This is a genomic window from Pseudomonas sp. N2-3-1-14 (genome assembly GCF_041228395.1).
Classification (GTDB): Bacteria; Pseudomonadota; Gammaproteobacteria; order Pseudomonadales; family Pseudomonadaceae; genus Aquipseudomonas.
The window spans coordinates 5,701,151-5,724,958 of record NZ_CP166199.1 but is presented as its reverse complement, the minus strand read 5'-3'; the positions used below and the strand labels follow the sequence as shown (position 1 = coordinate 5,724,958).

Sequence of the window (23,808 nt, the reverse complement as noted above, 5' to 3'; positions counted from 1 at the left end):
CAGTCTAGGCCATGAGGAGGGCACTAGGCCAGACATGTGTCGGGCAGCCGGCAAGCGTTATCGGTATAACGCTGAGCAAATGTGGGAGCGGGCTTGCCCGCGAATGCGCAGTGTCAGTCACTGAATGTGTAACTGATGCACCGCCATCGCGGGCAAGCCCGCTCCCACATTTGTATCGAGTTACAGCTTATTCCACGGTCGGCGCAGGCTGGATCGCAAGCTGATCAGCCAGGCGTACAAACGCGGCCAGGTCCAGTTGCTCGGGGCGCAGGCTGCCATCGACGCCGGCGGCTTCGATTTCGGCGTTGCTGAGCAGTGCCTTGAGCGTGTTGCGTAGGGTTTTGCGACGTTGGTTGAACGCCTCGCGTACCACGCGCTCCAGCAGTTTGTGATCCTTGGCCGGGTGCGGCAGCACGGCGTGAGGCACCAGGCGCACAATGGCCGAGTCGACCTTCGGCGGCGGGTTGAACGCGCCAGGGCCGACATTGAACAGGTGCTCAACGCGGCAATGGTACTGAACCATGATCGACAGACGGCCCCAATCACCACCGCCAGGGCCGGCCGCCAAACGCTCAACCACTTCTTTTTGCAGCATGAAGTGCATGTCGCGGATGATCCCTGCGTTGTTCAGCAGGTGAAAAATCAGCGGCGTGGAGATGTTGTACGGCAGGTTGCCCACTACCCGCAGGCTGTTGGGCGCGGCGTTAAGGCTGTTGAAGTCGAACTTCAGCGCGTCGCCCTGGTGCAGATTGAAATTGGGTTTGTCAGCAAACTGCTGGTTGAGGATCGGGATCAAGTCCTTGTCCAGCTCCACCACGTCCAGTTGCCCGCCACTGGCCAACAGGCCTTGGGTCAAGGCGCCCTGGCCCGGGCCGATTTCCAGCAGGCGGTCTTCCGGCTTGGCGTGGATGGAGCGCAGGATGCGGTCGATTACGCCAGCGTCGTGCAGGAAGTTTTGCCCGAAGCGCTTGCGCGCCCGGTGTTGGTAATGCTCAGTCATATACGGGTCTCGGCCATCTGATAGGCGGTTTCCAGGGCCACGTGCAGGCTGCCGGTATCGATCTTGCCGCTGCCCGCCAGGTCCAGGGCAGTGCCATGGTCGACGGAGGTACGGATGATCGGCAGGCCCAGTGTCACGTTGACTGCGGCGCCGAAGCCTTTGTATTTCAGCACGGGCAGCCCCTGGTCATGGTACATCGCCAGCACTGCATCGCAGTGCTCCAGATACTTGGGGGTAAACAGAGTGTCTGCAGGCAGCGGGCCACGCAGGTCCATGCCTTCTTGGCGCAGACGCTCTAATGTCGGTTCGATGATGTCGATTTCTTCATGGCCCAAATGGCCGCCTTCACCGGCGTGCGGGTTGAGCCCGCAAACCAGGATGCGCGGTTGGGCAATGCCGAATTTCTGTTGCAGGTCGGCGTGCAGGATGCGCGTGACGCGCTCCAGGCGCTCGGCGGTGATCGCATCGGCGATATCACGCAACGGCAAATGCGTCGTCACCAGTGCAACGCGCAGGCCGCGTGTGGCCAGCATCATCACCACTTGAGCGGTATGGGTCAGCTCGGCGAGGAATTCGGTGTGGCCGGAAAAGGCAATACCGGATTCGTTGATCACGCCTTTGTGTACCGGCGCGGTGATCATGCCGGCGAAGTCGCCGTCGATGCAGCCTTGACCGGCGCGCGTCAGGGTTTCCAGTACAAAGGCCGCATTGGCCTTGTTCAGTTGCCCGGCAACCACCTTGGCTGCAGGCGGAGTGTCCCAAACGTACAGGCTGCTCGCAGGTGCCGGCAGGTCGGGCCAGTTGCCCGGTGACACGTCCAGCAGATTGACGGTCACACCCAGTTGCGCGGCCCGCTCAAGGAGCAGGTCGCGGCTGGTAATGGCTATCAGGGGGTGTGGCTGAGGGTGCGAGGCGAGCAGCAGGCACAGGTCAGGACCAATGCCGGCCGGCTCGCCGGGTGTTACCGCGAAACGCTGGGGTTTCACTGTGCTGCCTGGTCGGTGCCTGTTTGCTCGGCGCCTGGCAGCTTGTTTTCCACGTAGGCTTCGTCACGGATCTGACGCAACCAGGTTTGCAGCTCTTCATCGTATTTGCGGTTACGCAACACGGTCAGTGCTTGCTGCTCGCGGGCCTGCGTGGTGTTGTCAGTGGCGCGACGGCCAAGGACTTCCAGTACATGCCAGCCATATTGGGTCTTGAACGGCTTGGACAGAACGCCTTGCGGGGTCTTGGCCATCACGTCCTGGAACTCAGGCACCAGCGCTTTCGGGTCGATCCAGTTCAGGTCGCCACCATTGAGGGCCGAACCTGGGTCTTCCGAGAAGCTCTTGGCCAATGTGGCGAAGTCTTCACCGCCTTCGATGCGGTCATAGATCTTCTGGGCCAGTTCCTTGGTTTGCGCTTCGGTACGGATTTCGCTTGGTTTGACCAGGATGTGACGAACATGCACTTCGTCTTTCAGCGAGGTCTCGCCGCCGCGCTTGCCGAGCAACTTGAGGATGATAAAGCCGCCTGGCGTACGTGCTGGCTGGGTAATGTCACCCACGTTCATCGCGCTCAGCTCACGGTCGAACGGAGGTGGCAGTTGAGCAGCTTTACGCCAGCCCATGTCACCACCGTCCAGAGCGTTGTCACTGCCGGACACGGCAATTGCCGTCTGGGCAAAGTCTGCACCGGCTTTCAAGCGGTCATAAACAGCCTGGGTTTTTGCGGCTGCAGCATTGAGCTGTTCGGCGTTGGCGCTGTCTGGCGTCGGGATCAGGATGTTGGCCAGGTGCAGTTCTTCGGAGAGCTGCATCTTGCCCAAGTCCGATGCCAGGAAGTTTTTCACTTCCTGCTCGGACACCTGCACCCGCTCGGCCACACGGCGCTGACGCACACGGCTGATGATCATTTCACGGCGGATCTGGTCACGGGCGTCCTCATAGGACAAACCGTCGTGAGCCAGCGCCGCACGGAACTGGTCAACGCTCATGTTGTTGCGTTGAGCGATAGTACCGACCGCCTGGTTCAGCTCTTCGTCCGAAATACGGATGCCGGAACGATCGCCGATCTGCAGTTGCAGGTTTTCGACAATCAGGCGCTCCAGAACCTGCGGGTCCAGCACGCTGGTAGGCGGTACGCCGCCGCCACGCTTGGCGATGGTTTGCTGAACTTCCTTGACCCGTTGGTCGAGTTGGCTCTGCATGATCACGTCGTTATCGACGATGGCCACAACCTTGTCCAGCGGTTGGACCGCAGCGTGTACCGAAGCGGTCCCCAGGAACAGTGCGCCCAGTACTAGCGGGCGCAGACAATCAGAAAGCTTGGTCTTCACGTTCACGATAACCTTCAATGCCTTTGTCGAGGAAGCTCTCTACCTTGGCGCCGGTCAGGCCGCCGAGTCCTTTAAGGACGATCTGGAAGAAGAGCCCGTGGTCGCCCTTTTCGTTCAGCGGGGCGATCTGGCTGTATTCGTCGTTGGAAACCCAGTAACGGTTGATGACGCGCAGTTTCCAGCAGCAGTTGTCGTACTCGAAACCACCGAATGCTTCCAGGGTACGGTTGCGTGCATAGTCATACTGCCAGCGGGTGATCAGGTTCCACTGAGGAATGATCGGCCACATCATCGAGAAATCGTGTTGCTGGATTTTGTAGTAATCCTTGATGTAGTTCGCGGTATCCGACGGGACGCTGTAGTCGCCACCAAACTGCCATTTGCCGGTCAGCTGGTTGTAGACCACTTGGTCATTGCGATAGCGGTAACCGACGTTGATGATCTTGTTCGGGTTGTCTTCTGGCTGGTAGTGAAGCATCGCGCTGCCGGAACGAGCGCTGTGCTCCTCGGTATCCCAGTTGTAGTCGGCGGTTGCGCGCCAGTCGCGGTTGTAGCGGTATTCGTATTCCAGGGCGATAGGGGAAACGTCAGACTGTGCATCTGCACGGTCGGACGCAAGGATGCCTGGAAGTTGAACCTGGCGATCCTTGAAGTACACCGCCTGGCCCACGGACACGCGCTGACGCTCGAAACCGTTGTCTTCGATCCAGCGACTGGTTACGCCCAGCGACAGCTTGTTCTCGTCGCCGATCCGGTCGGAGCCGCTGAAGCGGTTATCGCGAAACAGCGAGGCGTAGCTGAACGAGTATTCACTGGTGTCAAATACCGGGATATCGCTTTGGTCCTTGTTAGGCACATAGAGATAGTAGGCACGTGGTTCCAGGGTCTGGCGATAGTCTTTGCCGAACCAGTTCGTGTTGCGGTCGAAGTACAGGCCGCTGTCGATACTGGCAATCGGGATTGCACGGTCTTGTGAGCTTTTGAAGACGCCGCCCGCATAAGGACTCGCCGCAGTTGAGTTTGCTTGCGCAATAGCGATGTCGTTCTTGCCCGTGCTATCAAGGTCAAGATCGTACTTGGTGTAGACATACTTGAGCTTCGGCGTAATAAAGCCGTAGGTCCAGTTCATCGGGTATTCAACAGCCGGCGCAACGTTCAGACGAGTACCGTTTGCACGGGTCAGGCCTGTGACGAATGTGTCGAGCCGCTTCGAAACCGCGCCATCTTCATCGGTGAAGGTGCCCTTTTCCAGGCTACGTTCAAACCGGACGGCTTCCGTCTCGTAGGTGAAGTTCACGCCACCCGGGTGGTATGGCAGCATCCCGTTGAAGGTGATCTGCGGCAACCGGTTATACGGGGTGATCTGAGAGATCGTCGCCAGCTGGTAGGCCTGAAGGTTCAGGCGCGCCTGGAAATCGTCGCCACGATAAGCCACGGAACCCTGTTGGTTGACGTAGTCTCGCGGCTGAACACCTTCTTGGTAGGTCTTCAGATCCTGGAAGAAGTAAGGGTCGCTGATGTTGGTGTAGTCGACCTGCGTCGCTACACGTGAATCCAGACCGCCCTTGTGCTGCCAGTTGACCATGTAACGGTCTTTTTCGTAGTCGCTCTGACCTTTACGCTCGTCGCTGTCGTCATTCAGGTACGCGCCGCCGAACTGACCTTCGCTGGACTTGGTGAGGTAGCGGAATTCGCCTTCCACCATCATGCCGCGCTTGGTCATGTACTGCGGGTACAACGTGGCGTCGTAGTTCGGTGCCAGGTTGAAGTAGTACGGCGTAACCAGGGTAAAGCCGGTTTCGCTGCCGGTGCTGAAGCTTGGCGGCAGGAAGCCGGATTGACGACGGTCGTCGATCGGGAAGTAGATATACGGGGTGTACAGGATCGGAATGTTCTTGACCCGCAACGTCGCGTTGGTCGCCGTACCGAAACCAGTGGCCGGGTTCAACGTGATGTTGTTGCCTTTGAGCTGCCAGGCGTTGCTGTCCGGCTCGCAGGTGGTGTACGTACCGTCCTTGAGACGGATGATCGCGTTCTCGGCACGCTTGGCGTACAGCGCGTTGCCGCGGATACGCGACTTGTGCAGCACGTATTCGGCGTTGTCGATCTGGGCGGCGCCGGTGTCGAGCTGGACCTGAGCATGGTCGCCCACGATCAGGGCGCCGTTGTCGCGCAGACGCACGTCGCCGTTCAGCTCGCCACGGTTTTCGGCCTGATACAGGCTGGCTTCCTGAGCCTCCAGCTGCATGCTGCCCTGACGCATGACGACGTCACCGGCCAGGGTCGCGACCTGTTGTTCCTGCTCGTAACGCGAGGCCTTGGCGCCGATGAAGGTCGGCGCATCGCTCTTGTTCGTCTTGTCGTTCATGCCAGGACGAACCGGTTCGATGTACGCGCCGGAGCAATAAGGACCGGTTTCAGCCAGTTGGGCTGCGGTCAGCTTCTCGCGAGGCACCCAGTCCAGGTGGCTGTAGTCGGCGCTGCGCGAACGCAGGCCACGGCCCTTGGCTTCGGTGACCAGAGCGGTCTTCGGTTCGGCCTCGGCGCTTCCGCCAGCATTGGCTTGCGCCGTGCTGCCGGCCGAGCTGACGGCTGCGCCGTCATGCACCGGGCGTGGTGGCAACGGGGCTGCGGCGGTTTTTGGCGCGCAATCCCAGGCACCCGAAGCAGAGACTGAGCAGTCATACTGTTCCGCGGCGACCACGAATGAGGTGGCGAAAGGTTGCATGGCCAGCAGACTGCCGGTTACCAGCAACGGAAATTTTCTACGAAACGCGGGGGATTTCAATGCCATCTTATTAGTCCGGGCTTCCTGCGTGCCATCTGCCCGCGGTGTGGGCCGCACGCCTCTCGATGGTCTGAAAAAGATGCGTGATAATAAAGCATGACCCGCTTGACGGCTAGCGCCGTCGGAGACCCTTGTAATGCCCGAGCAAGATCTACGTTTACAACAGCTGAAAGTCTGGCTGGATGAGCAGTTGCCGATCCTTTTCAACGCTCAGGACTGGGGTGCCGTACCCCCGGCCACATTGACCGCGGCCAGCAGCGACGCGAGTTTCAGGCGTTACTTCCGGTGGGAAGGCGGTGGGCAAAGTTTCGTCGTTATGGACGCGCCACCCCCCAGGAAAACTGCAAACCTTTCGTCGATATCGCTGATTTGCTGGCGAAATCAGGAATAAATGTGCCAAAAATTTATGCAGAAGATTTGCCGCGCGGCTTTCTTTTGCTCAATGACCTGGGCAAAAAAACCTATCTGGACGTGATTGACGAGCAAAACGCCGATCAATTGTTCGCCGATGCCATCGACGCGTTGCTGGCTTTTCAGCAATTGCCGATGGACGCGCCGCTGCCCAGCTATGACGTCGCCTTGTTGCGCCGAGAGCTGGAACTGTTTCCGGAATGGTACGTTCGCCGGCACTTGGGTATCGAGTTGGATACCCAGCAACAGGCCTTGTGGCAGCGCGTCAGCGATCACTTGATCGACAGCGCCCTGGCCCAGCCTAAAGTGCTGGTGCATCGCGACTATATGCCGCGCAATCTGATGATCAGCGAACCGAACCCCGGTGTGCTGGATTTCCAGGACGCCGTCTACGGCCCGGTCACCTACGACATCACGTGCCTGTTCAAGGATGCCTTCCTCAGCTGGCCGAAAGCGCGCGTACGCGCGTGGCAACGGGGCTATTGGGAACGTGCCGGGCAATTGGGCATTCCCGTGCAGGCCGATTTCGAAGAATTCCAGCGTGCCAGTGACTTGATGGGCGTGCAGCGTCACCTCAAGGTGATCGGTATTTTCGCGCGTATCTGCCATCGCGACGGCAAGCCACGCTACCTGGCGGACGTGCCGCGCTTCTTTGCTTATATAGAAGCGGTGCTGGCAGACCGTCCCGAGCTGGCCGAGTTGGGCGAACTGCTCGCCAGCCTGCGCCAACCTGTCGAGGCGAGCGTATGAAAGCCATGATCCTGGCGGCCGGCAAGGGTGAGCGCATGCGCCCACTGACCTTGCACACGCCCAAACCCCTGGTGCAGGCGGGCGGCAAGCGGCTGATCGAGTATCACCTTGAGGCGCTGGCCAAGGCCGGCTTCAGCGAAATCGTGATCAACCATGCCTGGCTCGGCCAGCAGATCGAAAGCTACCTGGGCGACGGTGCGCAGTTTGGCCTGCGCATCCAGTATTCGGCCGAAGGCGAGCCGCTGGAAACCGGCGGCGGGATTTTCCAGGCATTGCCGTTGCTGGGGGACGAGCCCTTCTTGGTGGTCAATGGCGATATCTGGACCGACTACGACTTCACCCAATTGCGCCGGCCACTACAGGGCCTGGCGCATCTGGTGATGGTGGATAACCCGGCGCATCACCCCACCGGCGGCGATTTCTACCTGGATCAAGGGTTGCTTCATGATGCGGCGCCCGGTGCCGATAACCTGACCTTCAGTGGCATTTCAGTGCTCGACCCTCAGTTGTTCGCGGGTTGCAGTGCCGGTGCCTTCAAGCTGGCGCCGCTGCTGCGGGCGGCCATGGCCAACGGTCTGGTAACGGGGGAACACATGACGGGACGCTGGATTGATGTCGGCACGCTGGAGCGTCTGGCGCAGGTTGAAACCTTGCTGACTGCGGGGCAATAAGATGTTGTGGCCAGGGACACTGATCGGTGCCGGGGCTGGCTTTGCCATTGCCAGTATTCCGGGGGCCTTGTTGGGGGCATTGCTGGGGCAGGCGCTGGATCGCCGCCTTCAGCTGCAAAGTTGGGCGCAACTGCGCGAGCGGCTGGGCGGGCGCCCGGCGTTGCGCAATGACGAACTGCTGTTCGTGCTGTTGGGGCGCCTGGCAAAGAGCAATGGCCGCGTGGTGGATGGGCATATCCAGCAAGCGCGCCAGGAGATGCGTGCGCTGGACATGACCGAGTCGGCCCAGCGCCGGGCGATCAGCGCGTTCAATCGGGGCAAGTCCGGTTCCGACCGGGTGCGCAATTACCTGCGCGTGCTCAAGGCCCAGCCTCATGCCGCAGAGGGCTTACTGCGCGCCTGTTGGCGCATGGCCTGGGCGGACGGCAAGGCGGATAACGCCGAGCGCGACTTGATCGACCTGTGGGGCAAATGGCTCGGCTGGACGCCGCAACAGTTGCAGGCGCTGGCTGCCGATTACGTGCAGGAGCGCAAGCCGTTGGCCAATCGCGCGGGTGCTTATCAGGACGCGATGCGAATTTTGGGGGTCACGTCCACCAGCGAGCCGAGTGTGATCAAACGCGCCTATCGTCGCCTGCTCAGTCGCCACCACCCGGACAAGATTGCCGGCACTGGCGCCAGCGCCGCACAGGTGCGCGAAGCGACCGAGCGAACCCGTGAGCTGCATAACGCCTATGCGTTGATTCGCGAGCGCCGGGATTTTCGCTAGCCAGCACAAATCCTGAGTTGCCAACTCCCACAGTTGATTGGGTTATCAGATCAAGGTTACTCAGCCGCAGTCTGCGGGCTCAACCACCCGCGGATCCGCCGATACAACTGCTCCTGCTCAGCCGAACTGTTGCCGGGCAAGGTCTTGAGTGACACCTGTTTATAGCCGTCATTCTTGCCGCGCTTGGCGGCCTGGACGCGTGCCAGTGCGTTTTTGCGCGCCTGGGCGTCGTCCTGATAGAAAACATCCGCCGTCGGCACCTTCAGCGCCGGGGCCAGTTGTTGCAGGTCTGGCTGCCTGGCCGTCGGCGTCTTGCCTGCCACCATCACCAACTTTTGCACCTGGGCCGGTTGTTTCTCGCTCAGGTAACGCGCCGCCCACCAGGCGCCCGTGCCATGGCCAAGCAGTACCACGCTGCGCGCGCTCTGGGTCTGGGCAAAGGCAACGGCGGCATCGATACGGTCGAAAATGCGTTTGGCGTCGGTCTTGTCTTGTTCATCGGCGCCCGGCACTACCGCAGGATCAGTGCCTTCGGCTTCGGCGCTGGCGGCTTGTTCGATGGGTTTGGCCGCGGTGCTGCCGTCTTTGCTGCTGGTATCGACGGCGGCCTTGGGCGATTCCAGGACGCGCGGCGGCAAGGTGTCGACGTTCACGTCCGGCAGTGACAGGCTCAGCGTGCCCCAGTTGGCGTCGGGTAATTTGCGCCGCAACGGTGCGATTGCTTGCGGCCAGTCAGCGCTTTCCCCGGCGCCCGGCACGATAATCACCACGCCTTCGGGCTCGGCGCTGTTGGCCGGCTTCCACAGGGCCAGGAATGAATCGCTGCCGGCCTGCAATTGTTGCTGTTCCTGTTGCGGCACCTGACGCTCCAGGGCGCTGGCTTCTTCCTGGCTGCGCTCGGGCAGGGGTTGGCGTTCAACCGGCTTTTCGGCGGCGGGTGCAGGCGCATCGGCGGCCTGAACAGAAAAGGCGCTGGTAAATAGCAGCGACAGGCACAATGCTGGCAGTGCCGAACGGTGGATAAAGGGCATCGTTAATTCCCGGCCAGAAGTGATTCCAGCAGCCTAATGGGTTGGTCAGTATTTGTCAGTGATGTGAGACGTGGATCATGGGTTTTCGCTGTCTGCTGGTTATCGGCGGTTTGTGCTTGGCCTTGATGGCGAACGCTGCGCCCGCGTCTGCCATACCGCAGGCGCCGCTCAATGCGCAGCAGCGTGAGTGGCTGGCCCAGCATCCGGAGCTGCGCGTGGGCCTGGTATTGCAGGCGCCTTACGCGCAATACGATCGGCGCCTGCAGCGTTTGTCCGGGGCCAATGTCGAGTTGATGCAGTGGCTGGCCAAGGCGCTGAACATCGAGCTGACCTGGCGCAACTTCCCCAGCCAGGAGCAATTGGACGCTGCGGTGCGCGACGGCGAGGTGGATATCGCCCCTGGCCTTCAGCAAACACCGGCCGGCTTGCGCCTGTGGTTATTCAGCGACCCTTATATGCGCGTGCCCCAGCATATCGTCGGCATCCGCGAAGGCGGCGGCGCGGTGGAGCTGGAAAAACTCGACGAGCGTTCCCGCGTTGCCGTACGCATGCCCAGCACGCTGGCTGATTACCTGCGCAGCAACTATCCCAACCTCAACCTGCAAGGCGTGCCCATGGAGCGCCAGGCCCTGCAATTGCTGGTGAGCCAGCAGGCGCGTTATGCCGTGGTGGATGAGGCGCAATTGAGCCGATTGTCCGGTGAGGCCGAGTTTGCCGGGCTGACGGTGGTCGGCGATATCGGCCTGCCGCAATTGCTGCGCGTGGCCACCCGCCGCGAATGGCCGGAACTGGCCGGCATCATGCAAAGCGCGTTGCGCGCGATACCGGCCCGCGACCTCGACCAATTGCACAGCCGCTGGCTGCAACCTAAATACCCGCAGCTGACGCAATCGCCGGGCCTGTGGCAAAACCTCAGCCTGCTGTTGGCGATGTTCTTGCTCGCCAGCCTCGCAGTGGTGTTCTGGCAACGCCGTCACCAGCGCGTGCTCGAACACAACCTGCTGGCTGCCCGCGAAGAGAGTGCCGCACGCGCTGCCGGCGCCGAAGCCTTGCGGCTGACGCAGTTCTCCATCGATCAAAGCACCGTCGGCATCCTGTGGGTCAATTGGGACAGCCACGTGCGTTACGCCAACCGCGCCGCCGAAACCATGTTGGGCTATGGGCCGGGCGCGCTGATCGAGCGACCGCTGATCGATTTCGACCCGACCTTGAACATGGACCGCTGGCTCAATGTGTGGAAACGCGCGCGTGCCAGCGAAGAAGGCCCGCAAACCTTCGCGGCCGATTGCGTGCGCGCCGACGGCAGCATCCTGCCGGCCGACGTGTCGTTGAGTTTCCTGCGCTTTGCCGATGCCGAATACCTGGTGGTCTACCTGAATGACGTCACCGAGCGCCGCCGTTATGTGGCCGCCCTGCTGCAAAGCGAAACACAGCTGCGCGAGCTGTCGGCCCACCTGGAAACCGTGCGCGAAGAAGAAAAGGCGCGCATCGCCCGTGAGGTGCACGACGAACTCGGGCAGATGCTCACGGTACTCAAGCTGGAAACCTCGATGTGCGAGCTGGCCTATGCCCAACTGGACCCAGGCCTGAACGAGCGCTTGAACAGCATGAAGCGCCTGATCGCCCAGCTGTTTCAGCTTGTGCGCGATGTGGCGACCGCGCTGCGCCCGCCGATTCTTGACGCCGGCATCGCCTCGGCCATCGAATGGCAAGCCCGGCGCTTCGAGGCCCGCACCCACATCCCCTGCCTGGTACAAGTCCCGGAAAACCTGCCGGCCCTGAGCGATGCCAAGGCCATCGGCCTGTTCCGCATCCTGCAGGAGGCGCTGACCAATGTGATGCGCCATGCCCAGGCGCATACTGTCGAGCTGACCTTGAGCGTGGAGGGCGCAGACCTGCGGCTGACCATCAGCGATGACGGCGTCGGGTTCGTCGAAACCCAGGGCCGCCCGGTGTCCTTTGGCGTCGTCGGCATGCGCGAGCGCGTATTGATGATGGGCGGGCAACTGAGCCTGCACAGCGAACCGGGGGAGGGCACCACCTTGAGCGTCACGGTGCCGTTGGATGCATAACCACAAGAGGAAGCCCCTGTGATTCGCGTATTGGTAGCCGAAGACCACACCATTGTCCGTGAAGGCATCAAGCAATTGATCGGCCTGGCCAAAGACCTGCTGGTGGTCGGCGAGGCCAGCAACGGCGAGCAATTGCTGGAGACCTTGCGCCATGTCGCGTGCGAGGTGGTATTGCTGGATATCTCGATGCCCGGTGTGAATGGCCTGGAAGCAATTGCGCGCATCCGCGCGCTGCACAATCCGCCGGCGATTCTGGTGCTGTCGATGCACGATGAAGCACAGATGGCCGCCCGCGCCTTGAAGGTCGGCGCGGCCGGGTACGCCACCAAGGACAGCGACCCGGCGCTGCTGCTGACGGCGATTCGCAAGGTCGCGGCGGGCGGGCGTTACATCGACCCGGACCTGGCCGACCGCATGGTCTTTGAGGTCGGCCTTACCGACGCGCGGCCGCTGCATTCGCTGCTGTCGGAGCGTGAGTTCTCGGTGTTCGAGCGCCTGGCCCAGGGCGCCAACGTCAATGACATCGCCCAGCAACTGGCGCTGAGCAGCAAGACCATCAGCACGCACAAGGCGCGGCTGATGCAAAAGCTCAATATCACCTCGCTGGCCGAGCTGGTGAAATACGCCATGGAGCACAAACTTCTGTAAGCCCGGCAAACCGGCTCCAACAGAGGCGCGTGTCTGTTTACGACACGGGCTTTGCCGGCAGACGCTGATGATTGCCGCTGCACTGTTCTGTGCCCGCCATCCGTGTAGGGCAATCCCTACCCCGAACCTTCCATCCTGCTGATGCAAATCTCTCCTGGCCCCCGATTTCCGGGGCCTCGCGCCTGGACTACGCTTGTGCCACAGCCGTCCAAAACAAAAAGGTGTGGGTATGAGCGAGGTGGATTCAAATGATGTGCTGGTCAGCTTTCGTGGCGTGCAGAAGAGCTACGACGGCGAGAACCTGATCGTCAAAGACCTCAACCTGGAGATTCGCAAGGGCGAGTTCCTCACCCTGCTCGGGCCGTCCGGTTCGGGCAAGACCACCAGCCTGATGATGCTCGCCGGTTTCGAGACGCCCACCGCCGGGGAAATCCTGCTGGCCGGGCGCGCCATCAACCACGTGCCGCCGCACAAGCGCGACATCGGCATGGTGTTCCAGAACTACGCGTTGTTCCCGCACATGACCGTCGCCGAGAACCTGGCGTTCCCGCTGTCGGTGCGTGGCTTGAGCAAAACCGACGTCAGCGAGCGGGTCAAACGCGTGCTGAGCATGGTTCAGCTCGATGCCTTCGCCCAGCGTTACCCGGCGCAACTCTCCGGTGGCCAGCAACAGCGCGTGGCCTTGGCGCGAGCGCTGGTGTTCGAACCCCAACTGGTGCTGATGGACGAACCCCTCGGCGCCCTCGACAAGCAACTGCGCGAACACATGCAGATGGAGATCAAGCACCTGCACCAGCGCCTGGGCGTCACCGTGGTGTACGTGACCCACGACCAGGGCGAAGCGCTGACCATGTCCGACCGCGTGGCGGTGTTCCACCAGGGCGAGATCCAGCAGATTGCCGCGCCGCGCACCTTGTACGAAGAACCGAAAAACACCTTCGTGGCCAACTTCATTGGCGAGAACAATCGCCTCAATGGCCGCCTGCACAGCCATACGGGCGAGCGTTGCGTGGTGGAGCTGGCGCGCGGTGAAAAGGTCGAGGCGCTGGCGGTGAATGTCGGCCAGCTCGGCGGTCCGGTGACGTTATCGGTACGCCCGGAGCGCGTCAGCCTCAATGGCTCCAGCGAGTCCTGCGTGAACCGCTTCTCCGGGCGCGTGGCGGAATTTATCTACCTGGGCGACCACGTGCGCGTGCGCCTGGAAGTCTGCGGCAAGACCGACTTTTTTGTGAAACAACCGATTGCCGAGCTGGACCCAGCCCTGGCGGTCGGCGACGTGGTACCGATTGGCTGGCAAGTCGAGCACGTTCGCGCACTCGACCCACTTCTAGAGGCGAATTAATCGCCCCATGGCTTCACCAACCCTGCACGTGGAGAGAACAACAATGTTGAGATCCCTTAAATATTCCGCCCTGGTCATCGGCTTGATGGGCGCGACACAGGCCATGGCAGGCCCGGACCTGACAGTCGTGTCCTTTGGTGGCGCGAACAAGGCGGCCCAGGTCAAAGCCTTTTACGCACCGTGGGAAAGCGCGGGCAACGGCAAGATCGTCGCCGGTGAGTACAACGGCGAAATGGCCAAGGTCAAGGCCATGGTCGACACCAAGAGCGTGTCCTGGGACCTGGTGGAAGTGGAATCGCCGGAACTGTCCCGTGGCTGCGACGAAGACATGTTCGAGCCGCTCGACCCGAAACTGTTCGGCAATGGCGCCGACTACGTGAAGGGCGCGATCCAGCCGTGCGGTGTGGGCTTCTTTGTGTGGTCCACGGTGCTGGCCTACAACGCCGACAAACTGGCCACCGCCCCGACCAGTTGGGCGGATTTCTGGGACACCAAGAAATTCCCGGGCAAACGCGGCCTGCGCAAGGGCGCCAAGTACACCCTGGAATTCGCCTTGATGGCCGATGGCGTGGCGCCCAAAGACGTGTACAAAGTGCTGGCCGGTAAAGACGGCCAGGACCGCGCGTTCAAAAAGCTCGACGAGCTCAAGCCGTCGATCCAGTGGTGGGAAGCCGGCGCACAGCCGCCGCAGTACCTCGCCTCGGGTGACGTGGTGATGAGCTCGGCCTACAACGGCCGCATTGCTGCCGTGCAAAAAGAAAGCAACCTCAAAGTGGTGTGGAACGGCGGCATCTACGACTTTGATGCCTGGGCCATTCCCAAGGGCCTGGCCAAGGACCGCGCCGAAGCGGCGAAGAAGTTCATCGCCTTCTCGGTACAGCCGCAGCAGCAGAAGACCTACTCGGAAAACATCGCCTACGGCCCGGCCAACACCCAGGCCGTGCCATTGCTGGCCAAGGATGTGCTGAAGGACATGCCGACCACGCCGGAAAACATCGCCAACCAGGTGCAGATCGACGTGAGCTTCTGGGCGGATAACGGCGAGCAGCTCGAGCAGCGCTTCAATTCGTGGGCGGCCAAGTAACGGCCTTCAGTCGAGCCTGTTCCCTGTGGCGAGCGGGCTTGTCCCGCGTTGGGCCGCGCAGCGGCCCCATTGAATTCACCGAGTTCGTTCAGCCAGAACGCGGCGGTTGGTTTGGGGCTGCTCTGCAGCCCAACGCGGGGCAAGCCCGCTCGCCACAGCGTAGGCCCAGGCCACATAGGTTTGTGGTCATTTTTCAGTATTCCGGAGTCAGCCATGGCCATCGCCGTTCCCTCCAACGAGGTCAACAGCCCCACCCTCAAGCAGCGCCTGGCGCGTGCCGAGCGGCTCAACCGCTGGAAGGCCCAGGCCTTGATTGCGCCGCTGGTGCTGTTTTTGCTGCTGGTGTTTCTGGTGCCGATTGTTGCGCTGCTTTACAAAAGCGTCGGCAACCCGGAAGTGGTGGGCGGTTTGCCGCGTACCGTGGTGGCGGTCAAGACCTGGGACGGTCGTGGCCTGCCAGGTGAGCCGGTCTACCAGGCGCTCAGCGAAGACCTGGGCGAAGCGCGCAAAAACCAGACCTTGGGCGATCTGTCCAAACGCTTGAACATGGAACTGGCCGGCTACCGTAGCCTGCTGACCAAAACCGCGCGGGCGCTGCCGTTTACCGAAGCGCCCGGCTCTTATAAAGAAGCGCTGGAAAGCCTCGACGAACGCTGGGGCGACCCGGCGTACTGGCAGGCGATCCGGCGCAACACCAGCAGCCTCACGCCGTACTACCTGCTGGCGGCGGTCGATCACCGCATCGACGACCTCGGCGAAGTGGCCCCGGCCACGCCTGATCAGGCGATCTATCTGGACATCTTTGCCCGCACGTTCTGGATGGGCCTGGTGATCACCTTCGTCTGCCTGCTGCTGGCGTATCCATTGGCCTACCTGCTGGCCAACCTGCCGGCCCGCAAGAGCAACCTGCTGATGATTCTGGTGTTGCTGCCGTTCTGGACCTCGATTCTGGTGCGGGTGGCGGCGTGGATCGTGTTGCTGCAGTCCGGCGGCCTGATTAACAGCGCACTGATGGGCATGGGCCTGATCGATCAGCCTCTGGAGTTGGTGTTCAACCGCACCGGGGTCTACATCTCGATGGTGCACATCCTGTTGCCGTTCATGATTCTGCCGATCTACAGCGTGATGAAAGGTATCTCGCCCACCTACATGCGCGCGGCGATTTCCCTGGGTTGCCACCCGTTCGCCAGCTTCTGGCGCGTGTACTTCCCGCAGACCTACGCCGGGGTGGGCGCCGGCTGCCTGCTGGTGTTCATCCTGGCGATTGGTTACTACATCACCCCGGCGCTGCTCGGCAGCCCGAACGACCAGATGGTCAGCTACTTCGTCGCGTTCTACACCAACACCAGCATCAACTGGGGCATGGCCACGGCCTTGGGCGGCTTGCTGCTGCTGGCGACTGTGGTGCTGTACCTGATCTATAACCGGTTGGTGGGCGCCAGTCGCCTGCGCCTGAGCTGAGGAGACCTTGCGATGCTGAGCCCTTATATGTCACCGGTGGAGCGGGTGTGGTTCTACAGCTTGCGGATCTTGTGCGGCTTGATCCTGCTGTTCCTGATTTTGCCGGTACTGGTGATTATCCCGCTGTCGTTCAACAGCGGCAGTTTCCTGGTGTACCCGCTGCAAGGCTTCTCGCTGCACTGGTATCAGGATTTCTTCGCCTCGGCCGAATGGATGCGCGCGCTGAAGAACAGCATCATCGTCGCCCCGGCGGCCACGGTGCTGGCCATGGTCTTCGGCACGCTGGCGGCGATTGGCCTGACGCGCGGCAATTTCCCCGGCAAGGCGCTGGTGATGGCCCTGGTGATTTCGCCGATGGTGGTGCCAGTGGTGATTATCGGTGTGGCCAGTTACTTGTTCTTTGCGCCGTTGGGGCTGGGCAACAGCTTCTTCTCGTTGATCGTGGTGCACGCGGTGCTGGGTGTGCCGTTTGTGATCATCACCGTGTCGGCGACGTTGCAGGGCTTCAACCATAACCTGGTGCGGGCGGCAGCCAGCCTGGGCGCTTCGCCGCTGACCGCGTTCCGCCGCGTGACCTTGCCGCTGATCGCGCCGGGGGTGATATCGGGGGCGCTGTTTGCCTTTTCCACCTCGTTTGATGAAGTGGTGGTGACGCTGTTTCTCGCCGGCCCCGAGCAAGCCACCCTGCCTCGGCAGATGTTCAGCGGCATCCGCGAAAACCTCAGCCCGACGATTGCGGCGGCGGCCACGCTGCTGATTGCTTTCTCGGTGCTGTTGTTGCTGACGCTTGAATGGCTGCGCGGCCGCAGCGAGAAACTGCGCACCGCCCAAGTGTAACGGTCGGAACCGGATCAACTGTGGGAGCTGGCTTGCCTGCGATAGCATCACCTCGGTTTGCCTGTGACACCGAGTCGCCCGCATCGCAGGCAAGCCAGCTCCCACATTGATCGTGCCATTCAGTGGGTGAATAGTTCACAACCGAAAATCCCCAGCTACTCTTGTGCCAGCCCATCATTAATAAGAGGCCGCGCACATGAGTACTTCCTCATTCAAGATCGCCCACAAACTGCTGACCGGCGCCGGCGCCATCGAACAGCTGGCCTTTGAACTCACGCGCCTGGATGTGGATAACCCGCTGATTGTTACCGACGCCGCGCTGGTCAAATCCGGCACCGTGGCGCTGGCGCTCGAACACTTGGGCGAGCGTACCTATGAAATTTTCGACCGCGTGCTGCCCGACCCGGAAATCGCCATCGTCGAGGACTGCATGCGCGTGTACCGCGAAGGCGGGCATGACGGCTTGATCGGCGTGGGCGGCGGCAGTGCCATCGACATTGCCAAGAGCGTCGCGGCCTACGCCGGTTACCACGGCGCGCTGGCGGATTTGTTCGGCGTCGACCAGGTGCCGCGCAAGGGCCCGCCGCTGATCGCCATCCCGACCACGGCCGGCACCGGCTCGGAGGTGACCAATGTGGCGATCCTCTCCGACAAGGCTGCACAGCTGAAAAAGGGCATCGTCAGCGATTACCTGCTGCCGGACGTCGCGCTGATCAGCCCGCAAATGACCCTGACGTGCCCGCGCAGTGTCACCGCCGCCAGTGGCGTGGATGCGTTGGTGCATGCCATCGAATCCTACCTGTCGCTGAATGCCTCGCCGATCACCGACGCCCTGGCGATTGGCGCGATCAAGCTGATCGCCAACGCGCTGCCCAAAGCCTACGCCAACCCGGCCAATCTGCAGGCCCGCGACGACATGGCCACCGCCAGCCTGATGGCCGGCATGGCGTTCGGCAATGCCGGCGTCGGCGCCGTGCACGCCTTGGCGTACCCGCTGGGCGGGCGTTTCAATATCGCCCACGGCGTGAGCAATGCGCTGTTGCTGCCCTACGTGATGCACTGGAACAAGCTGGCGTGTGTGGAGCGCATGCAGGACATTGCCCAGGCCATGGGCGTGAATGTCAGCGGCTTGAGTGTCAACGACGCCGCCGACCAGGCCGTCGAGGCGATGACGCGACTGTGCGCCGCCGTAGAAATCCCGGCAGGCCTGCGCAGCTTCGGGGTGCCCGAGGACGCGATCCCCGCCATGGCCACGGAAGCGGCGGGTATTGAACGCCTGATGCGCAACAACCCGCGCAAGCTCAGCGCGGCGGATATCGAGAAAATCTACCGGGCTGCGTATTAACCGTTGAGTTAGGTCACGGTGCGCGCAGCAAAGCATGAGGTATACAATGCGCGCCATCGTGATTTAGCTCAAAAAAGGTGCGTCATGCAGCCCTTCGTTATCGCTCCATCGATTCTCTCCGCCGATTTCGCCCGCCTGGGTGAAGAAGTGGACAAGGTGTTGGCCGCCGGCGCCGACTTCGTGCACTTCGATGTCATGGACAATCACTACGTGCCCAACCTGACCATCGGCCCGATGGTCTGCGCGGCGCTGCGCAAGTACGGCATCACCGCGCCCATCGATGCGCACCTGATGGTCAGCCCGGTGGACCGTATTGTCGGTGACTTCATCGAGGCCGGTGCGACCTACATCACCTTCCACCCGGAAGCCACGCTGCACGTCGATCGCACCCTGCAACTGATCCGCGAAGGCGGCTGCAAGGCAGGCCTGGTGTTCAACCCGGCCACTCCGCTGAGTGTGCTTGAGTACGTGATGGACAAGGTCGACATGGTCTTGCTGATGAGCGTCAACCCAGGCTTTGGCGGGCAGAAATTCATCCCCGGCACCCTGAACAAACTGCGTGAAGCCCGTGCGCTGATCGATGCGTCGGGCCGTGACATCCGCCTGGAAATCGACGGTGGGGTCAACGTCAACAATATCCGCGAAATCGCCGCCGCCGGCGCCGATACCTTTGTGGCCGGCTCGGCGATCTTCAATGCTCCGGACTACCAGGCAGTCATCGACCAGATGCGTGCCGAGCTGGCGCTGGCGCGTCCATGAGCGGCTTTGAGCAGCTGTTCCCCGGCAAACTGCCACGGCTGGTGATGTTCGATCTGGACGGTACGTTGATCGATTCGGTGCCGGACCTGGCAGCGGCGGTGGACCAGATGCTGCTCAAGCTGGGGCGCAAGCCTGCAGGGATCGAGTCGGTACGCATGTGGGTCGGCAACGGCGCGCAGATGCTGGTGCGCCGGGCCTTGGCCAACAACATCGATGCCGAAGGTGTCGATGAAGTGGAGGCCGAACACGCCCTGGAATTGTTCAACGCGGCCTATGAAAACGGCCACGAGCTGACCGTGGTTTACCCCGGCGTACGCGACACGCTCAAGTGGCTGCACAAGCAGGGCGTGGAAATGGCCCTGATCACCAACAAGCCGGAGCGTTTTGTCGCGCCGCTGCTGGATCACATGAAGATTGGCCGTTACTTCCGCTGGATCATCGGTGGCGATACGTTGCCGCAGAAGAAACCCGACCCGGCGGCGCTGTTCTTCGTGATGAAAATGGCCAATATCCCGGCCTCCCAGTCGTTGTTTGTCGGTGACTCGCGCAGTGATGTGCTGGCCGCCAAAGCCGCAGGCGTGCAGTGTGTGGCGCTCAGTTATGGCTATAACCATGGCCGACCGATTGCCGAAGAAGCGCCGGCGCTGGTGATTGATGACCTGCGGCTGCTAATCCCCGGTTGCTTGGGAGCGGGCGCTGAGATAACGTTGCCCGACATCGAACCAACCCCTTCTGGAAACGCCATCGTGGTGGTCACTCGCAAACTCTGGATGAAAGTCATCAAGGCCCTGGCCCGCTGGCGTTGGCGCGCCTGACTGATCCTGGCCGCGCTGCGGCACGTTTGCACACCTGACCGTTTGACCCTCAAGCCACGAGGCACCTCATGATCCGCGAAGAATTCCTGCGTTTGGCCGCTGCCGGCTATAACCGTATCCCGTTGGCCTGCGAAACCCTGGCCGACTTCGATACGCCGCTGTCGATCTACTTGAAACTGGCCGACGAGCCCAACTCCTACCTGCTGGAATCGGTACAGGGCGGCGAGAAGTGGGGCCGTTACTCGATCATCGGCCTGCCGTGCCGCACGGTGCTGCGGGTGCACGACCATCATGTGAGCATCACGCTTGATGGCGTCGAGATCGAAAGCCACGACGTTGAAGACCCGCTGGCCTTCGTCGAAGCCTTCAAGGCGCGCTACAACGTGCCGACCATCGCTGGATTGCCGCGCTTCAACGGCGGCCTGGTGGGCTATTTCGGCTACGACTGCGTGCGCTACGTGGAAAAACGCCTGGGCAAATGCCCGAACCCGGACCCGCTGGGCGTGCCGGACATTCTGCTGATGGTCTCCGACGCGGTGGTGGTGTTTGACAACCTCGCCGGCAAAATGCACGCGATTGTGCTGGCGGACCCTTCCCAGGCCGACGCCTTCGAGCAAGGCCAGGCCAGCCTGGAAGCGCTGCTGGAAAAACTGCGCCAGCCAATCACCCCGCGCCGTGGCCTGGACCTCAGCCGTCCACCGGCTGCCGACCCGGTGTTCCGCTCCAGCTTTACTCAGGATGACTACGAGCGCGCGGTGGATACCATCAAGGAATACATCCTCGCCGGTGACTGCATGCAGGTGGTGCCGTCGCAACGCATGTCCATCGACTTCAAGGCCGCGCCGATCGACCTGTACCGCGCGCTGCGTTGCTTCAACCCGACGCCGTACATGTACTTCTTCAATTTCGGCGACTTCCACGTGGTGGGCAGTTCGCCGGAAGTGCTGGTGCGCGTCGAAGACAACCTGATCACCGTGCGCCCGATTGCCGGCACGCGCCCACGCGGCGCGACCGAAGAGGCCGACCTGGCGCTGGAAGAAGACCTGCTGAGCGACGACAAGGAAATCGCCGAGCACTTGATGCTCATCGACCTGGGCCGCAATGACACTGGCCGCGTCTCGGAAATCGGCTCGGTGAAGCTCACCGAGAAGATGGTCATCGAGCGCTACTCCAACGTGATGCACATTGTCTCCAACGTGACCGGCGAGCTGAAGGAAGGCTTAACCGCCATGGACGCGCTGCGCGCGATTCTGCCGGCGGGCACCTTGTCGGGCGCGCCGAAGATTCGCGCGATGGAAATCATCGACGAACTGGAGCCAGTCAAGCGTGGTGTGTACGGTGGCGCCGTGGGGTATTTTGCCTGGAACGGCAACATGGACACCGCGATTGCGATTCGTACGGCGGTGATCAAGGACGGTGAGCTGCACGTGCAGGCCGGTGGCGGAATTGTGGCTGACTCGGTGCCGGCGCTGGAATGGGAAGAGACTTTGAACAAGCGCCGCGCGATGTTCCGTGCGGTGGCGTTGGCCGAGCAAACCCCGCAAAACTAAAGCCAGATGTAGATCCAACTGTGGGAGCTGGCTTGCCTGCGATAGCATCACCTGGGTGTACCTGATACACCGGGGTGTCTGCATCGCAGGCAAGCCAGCTCCCACAGTTGTTTTGTGATGTGCTCTAGACCGTTTTAGAAATCCAGGCTCACTCCGACATTCACCCCTTGTTGGGTCAAATTGTCATCCTTCCTCACGTTATACGCCGCCCGTAACGCCAGCTCCTGAGTCAGCTTGTGGCTGACGCCAAGGCTTAAGCGATCCGAGTTGCTGCGCGGCGTGTAGCCGTCCAGCTTGAAATCGATCCCTGGAACGCTGTTGAGCGACATCTTCACCTTCTGGGTATCGTTTTCGAATTCATGCTCGTGGGCTACTTCGCCAAACACCTGGGTTTGCGGCGTGACACGATAGCTGCCCTGCAGGCCGACGCCCAGGCGCTTGGAGTCGCGTTGTTGATCGTCAAAGGTCAGTGCGGTGGAGCGGCTGTCCTTTTCCGAATAGCCATCGACCTCGACCCGCGCATAGTCGGCGCTGACGAACGGCGACAGGTGCCAGTCGCTGCCGGCGCCGGCAATGTCGTAACCCACTCGGCCGCTGAGGGCCCAGAGCCAGCCGTCGGTGTCGCCTTTTTCCGAGCCTTCGCTGACGCCCAGGGCGAACTTGCGCTTGAGGCTGTCGAAGTCCAGTTTGCCGCCGGTCAACGCGGCATCGGCCCACCAATGGTTTTGCTGGTATTGGGCGAAGGCGGTGCCCATGTAGCTGTTGAGCTTGTAGTCCGAATCGCTGGCGCCGGCTTCAAGCGTCTGCCGATACAGGCCGGCTGCCACGCCTACGCGCCAGTTTTCGTCGAGCCGGTAGCTGCCCCCGACATTCAGGTTGTAGCCACTGCCGTCGCCGCTGGCCGAGCTGTTTTGATCATCGAAGTTCAGGCGCTGGCCGCCACCGGCCACGATGGCACGCCATTGGCCGACGGCTTGCCAATTGCCGTTGTCCGCCTGCCATTGGTTGCGCAGTTCGTCCTGGTGGGCGCGCAACGTGCCTTGGGCCATCTCCGGCAGCAAGGTCAGTTCCCACGGCGCCGCAAGCAGTGAATAGGCGTAGTCGGCGATCAAGCGTTGCCCCGCGATGGTGGGGTGGACCGAATCGTTGTAGATCAGCTTGGTCGGGTCCGGGTTGGTGCCGCCAATGCCGTAGGTCGGGTTGGCGGTGCAACTGTTGCCACTGAAGCAGGTGCCGGTGAGGTTTTGTCCGGTGGCCAGGCCAAAGCGGGCCGGGCTGGCGAAGGCTTCATTGAGCAGCAGCGGAATATTCAACGGGATGATCTGCGCGTCGATCTGAGACAGGCGCTGCACCAGTGACTGGTTGAAGAGGGTGCTCAGGGCCGAACTCGACGCCTGCAGCGGCGTGCCGTTGATGGCCGGAGTCAGACCCAGGTCGGGCAGCATCCACACCATGATGTAGCGCGCGCCGGCTTGTTGCAGGGCTTGGGCGCTGTCGGCCAGGCGCCCGCCGGCGGCAACGGCCTGGCCTGGGCTGAGGACGCGGCCTTGCAGGAAGTCATTGCCGCCACCAGACAGGAAATACAGCGCGTTGGGGTCGGCCCGCCCGCCGTTTGCCGGGAGATAACCCTGGCGACTGCGAAGCACCGTACCGCCACCCGGGTTACCAGGCGGAATCGCCGCGTTGGAGACCGAGGTAATGGAATCCAGGATGTTGTCGGTACGGTAGCCGCCGACTGCCCAGTTGTTACCGTCGGGCAAGCCTTGCGCCGCGCGAACCGGCGAGGTGGAGGCATTCAAGTCGTTTGGCGTAACGCCCAGCCGGGAACCGAGCAAGGTCGACGAAACCAGGCCGTAATCGCCCTGGAAGGTCGGCCCGGTGCGGTTGGTAAAGCGTAATGTGGCGCCATTCGAGCCATCGGGGAACTGACCAGCATCGGCCAGGCTGTCGCCGAAAACGACCATGGTTGAATACGGTGAAGAGGCTGCGAACGCCTGCGCGCAGGCCAGTGACAAGAGGCAACCGGCAAGTGGTGCGAAAAACGGAGGTCTGAACATGCAAAATTCCATTTAGTTGTTTTTGTATCGGAAGCGAAACACTAGCAATGTAGTGAGGGTTTTCTGTGAAGAAAACAGTTTTTTCCTATAAAGATTTCGTC

20 protein-coding genes are annotated in these 23,808 nt (G+C 61.7%); 14 read left to right on the top strand and 6 right to left on the bottom strand.

Annotated features, from left to right (window positions below; translation table 11 throughout):
* Positions 1-187: 187 nt before the first annotated feature.
* From rsmA to AB5I78_RS26585, 4 genes are read right to left on the bottom strand one after another with little or no spacing between them, the layout of a single operon-like run.
* Positions 188-1,000, bottom strand: a complete 813-nt coding sequence (rsmA, locus tag AB5I78_RS26600; protein ID WP_145157458.1) for a 16S rRNA (adenine(1518)-N(6)/adenine(1519)-N(6))-dimethyltransferase RsmA — start codon at positions 998-1,000, stop codon at positions 188-190.
* Positions 997-1,986: a 4-hydroxythreonine-4-phosphate dehydrogenase PdxA gene (pdxA, locus tag AB5I78_RS26595; protein ID WP_369302031.1), complete on the bottom strand. Its 990-nt coding sequence runs from the start codon at positions 1,984-1,986 to the stop codon at positions 997-999. Before pdxA ends, rsmA begins: the two co-directional genes overlap by 4 nt.
* Complete coding sequence (locus AB5I78_RS26590; protein WP_145157454.1) at positions 1,983-3,323, bottom strand: peptidylprolyl isomerase; 1,341 nt, start codon at positions 3,321-3,323, stop codon at positions 1,983-1,985. Before AB5I78_RS26590 ends, pdxA begins: the two co-directional genes overlap by 4 nt.
* Positions 3,298-6,111 carry an LPS-assembly protein LptD gene (locus AB5I78_RS26585; RefSeq protein ID WP_369302032.1) on the bottom strand — a complete coding sequence of 938 codons (2,814 nt, stop codon included), beginning with the start codon at positions 6,109-6,111 and terminating at the stop codon, positions 3,298-3,300. Before AB5I78_RS26585 ends, AB5I78_RS26590 begins: the two co-directional genes overlap by 26 nt.
* Positions 6,112-6,241: 130 nt before the next feature.
* On the opposite strand from AB5I78_RS26585, the gene AB5I78_RS26580 reads away from it, so the two are divergent.
* From AB5I78_RS26580 to AB5I78_RS26565, 4 genes are read left to right on the top strand one after another with little or no spacing between them, the layout of a single operon-like run.
* A complete protein-coding gene (locus tag AB5I78_RS26580) occupies positions 6,242-6,496 on the top strand; it encodes a hypothetical protein (protein ID WP_370004829.1) in 255 nt (84 codons plus the stop codon).
* Positions 6,391-7,266, top strand: a complete 876-nt coding sequence (locus AB5I78_RS26575) for an aminoglycoside phosphotransferase family protein (protein WP_370004198.1) — start codon at positions 6,391-6,393, stop codon at positions 7,264-7,266. The genes AB5I78_RS26580 and AB5I78_RS26575 overlap by 106 nt, the downstream gene beginning before the upstream one ends.
* Positions 7,263-7,937 carry an N-acetylmuramate alpha-1-phosphate uridylyltransferase MurU gene (gene murU, locus AB5I78_RS26570; RefSeq protein ID WP_369302034.1) on the top strand — a complete coding sequence of 225 codons (675 nt, stop codon included), beginning with the start codon at positions 7,263-7,265 and terminating at the stop codon, positions 7,935-7,937. The genes AB5I78_RS26575 and murU overlap by 4 nt, the downstream gene beginning before the upstream one ends.
* 1 nt (position 7,938) lies before the next feature.
* Complete coding sequence (locus AB5I78_RS26565) at positions 7,939-8,706, top strand: TerB family tellurite resistance protein (RefSeq protein ID WP_145157446.1); 768 nt, start codon at positions 7,939-7,941, stop codon at positions 8,704-8,706.
* Positions 8,707-8,762: 56 nt separating this feature from the next.
* Here AB5I78_RS26565 and AB5I78_RS26560 read toward each other — a convergent pair whose 3' ends face one another.
* Complete coding sequence (locus AB5I78_RS26560) at positions 8,763-9,737, bottom strand: alpha/beta hydrolase family protein (RefSeq protein WP_369302035.1); 975 nt, start codon at positions 9,735-9,737, stop codon at positions 8,763-8,765.
* A gap of 77 nt (positions 9,738-9,814) precedes the next feature.
* Between AB5I78_RS26560 and AB5I78_RS26555 the strand changes: the two genes are divergently transcribed.
* From AB5I78_RS26555 to trpE, 10 genes are all read left to right on the top strand, one after another.
* Positions 9,815-11,809, top strand: coding sequence for a transporter substrate-binding domain-containing protein (locus tag AB5I78_RS26555; protein WP_369302036.1), 1,995 nt, complete (start codon positions 9,815-9,817; stop codon positions 11,807-11,809).
* Between the two features lie 18 nt (positions 11,810-11,827).
* Positions 11,828-12,457 carry a response regulator transcription factor gene (locus AB5I78_RS26550; protein ID WP_106575511.1) on the top strand — a complete coding sequence of 210 codons (630 nt, stop codon included), beginning with the start codon at positions 11,828-11,830 and terminating at the stop codon, positions 12,455-12,457.
* Between the two features lie 229 nt (positions 12,458-12,686).
* The gene (locus tag AB5I78_RS26545; RefSeq protein WP_145157440.1) at positions 12,687-13,799 is read left to right on the top strand and encodes an ABC transporter ATP-binding protein; all 1,113 of its coding nucleotides are present in this window, start codon (positions 12,687-12,689) and stop codon (positions 13,797-13,799) included.
* 43 nt (positions 13,800-13,842) lie between these two features.
* Positions 13,843-14,883: an ABC transporter substrate-binding protein gene (locus tag AB5I78_RS26540; RefSeq protein ID WP_145157438.1), complete on the top strand. Its 1,041-nt coding sequence runs from the start codon at positions 13,843-13,845 to the stop codon at positions 14,881-14,883.
* A gap of 213 nt (positions 14,884-15,096) precedes the next feature.
* Complete coding sequence (locus tag AB5I78_RS26535; protein ID WP_242201933.1) at positions 15,097-16,344, top strand: ABC transporter permease; 1,248 nt, start codon at positions 15,097-15,099, stop codon at positions 16,342-16,344.
* Between the two features lie 12 nt (positions 16,345-16,356).
* The gene (locus AB5I78_RS26530; RefSeq protein ID WP_028618151.1) at positions 16,357-17,181 is read left to right on the top strand and encodes an ABC transporter permease; all 825 of its coding nucleotides are present in this window, start codon (positions 16,357-16,359) and stop codon (positions 17,179-17,181) included.
* A gap of 196 nt (positions 17,182-17,377) precedes the next feature.
* Positions 17,378-18,526 (top strand): iron-containing alcohol dehydrogenase, encoded by a 1,149-nt coding sequence (locus AB5I78_RS26525; protein ID WP_242201934.1) that lies wholly within the window; start codon positions 17,378-17,380, stop codon positions 18,524-18,526.
* Positions 18,527-18,610: 84 nt separating this feature from the next.
* A complete protein-coding gene (gene rpe, locus AB5I78_RS26520; RefSeq protein ID WP_032895049.1) occupies positions 18,611-19,285 on the top strand; it encodes a ribulose-phosphate 3-epimerase in 675 nt (224 codons plus the stop codon).
* On the top strand, positions 19,282-20,100 hold the full coding sequence (locus AB5I78_RS26515) for a phosphoglycolate phosphatase (protein WP_145157430.1): 819 nt from the start codon (positions 19,282-19,284) through the stop codon (positions 20,098-20,100). Before rpe ends, AB5I78_RS26515 begins: the two co-directional genes overlap by 4 nt.
* 68 nt (positions 20,101-20,168) lie before the next feature.
* Positions 20,169-21,650 carry an anthranilate synthase component I gene (gene trpE, locus AB5I78_RS26510; protein ID WP_106575504.1) on the top strand — a complete coding sequence of 494 codons (1,482 nt, stop codon included), beginning with the start codon at positions 20,169-20,171 and terminating at the stop codon, positions 21,648-21,650.
* 134 nt (positions 21,651-21,784) lie between these two features.
* On the opposite strand, the gene estP is transcribed toward trpE, so the two are convergent.
* Positions 21,785-23,707: an esterase EstP gene (gene estP, locus AB5I78_RS26505; RefSeq protein ID WP_369302037.1), complete on the bottom strand. Its 1,923-nt coding sequence runs from the start codon at positions 23,705-23,707 to the stop codon at positions 21,785-21,787.
* Positions 23,708-23,808 lie beyond the last annotated feature (101 nt).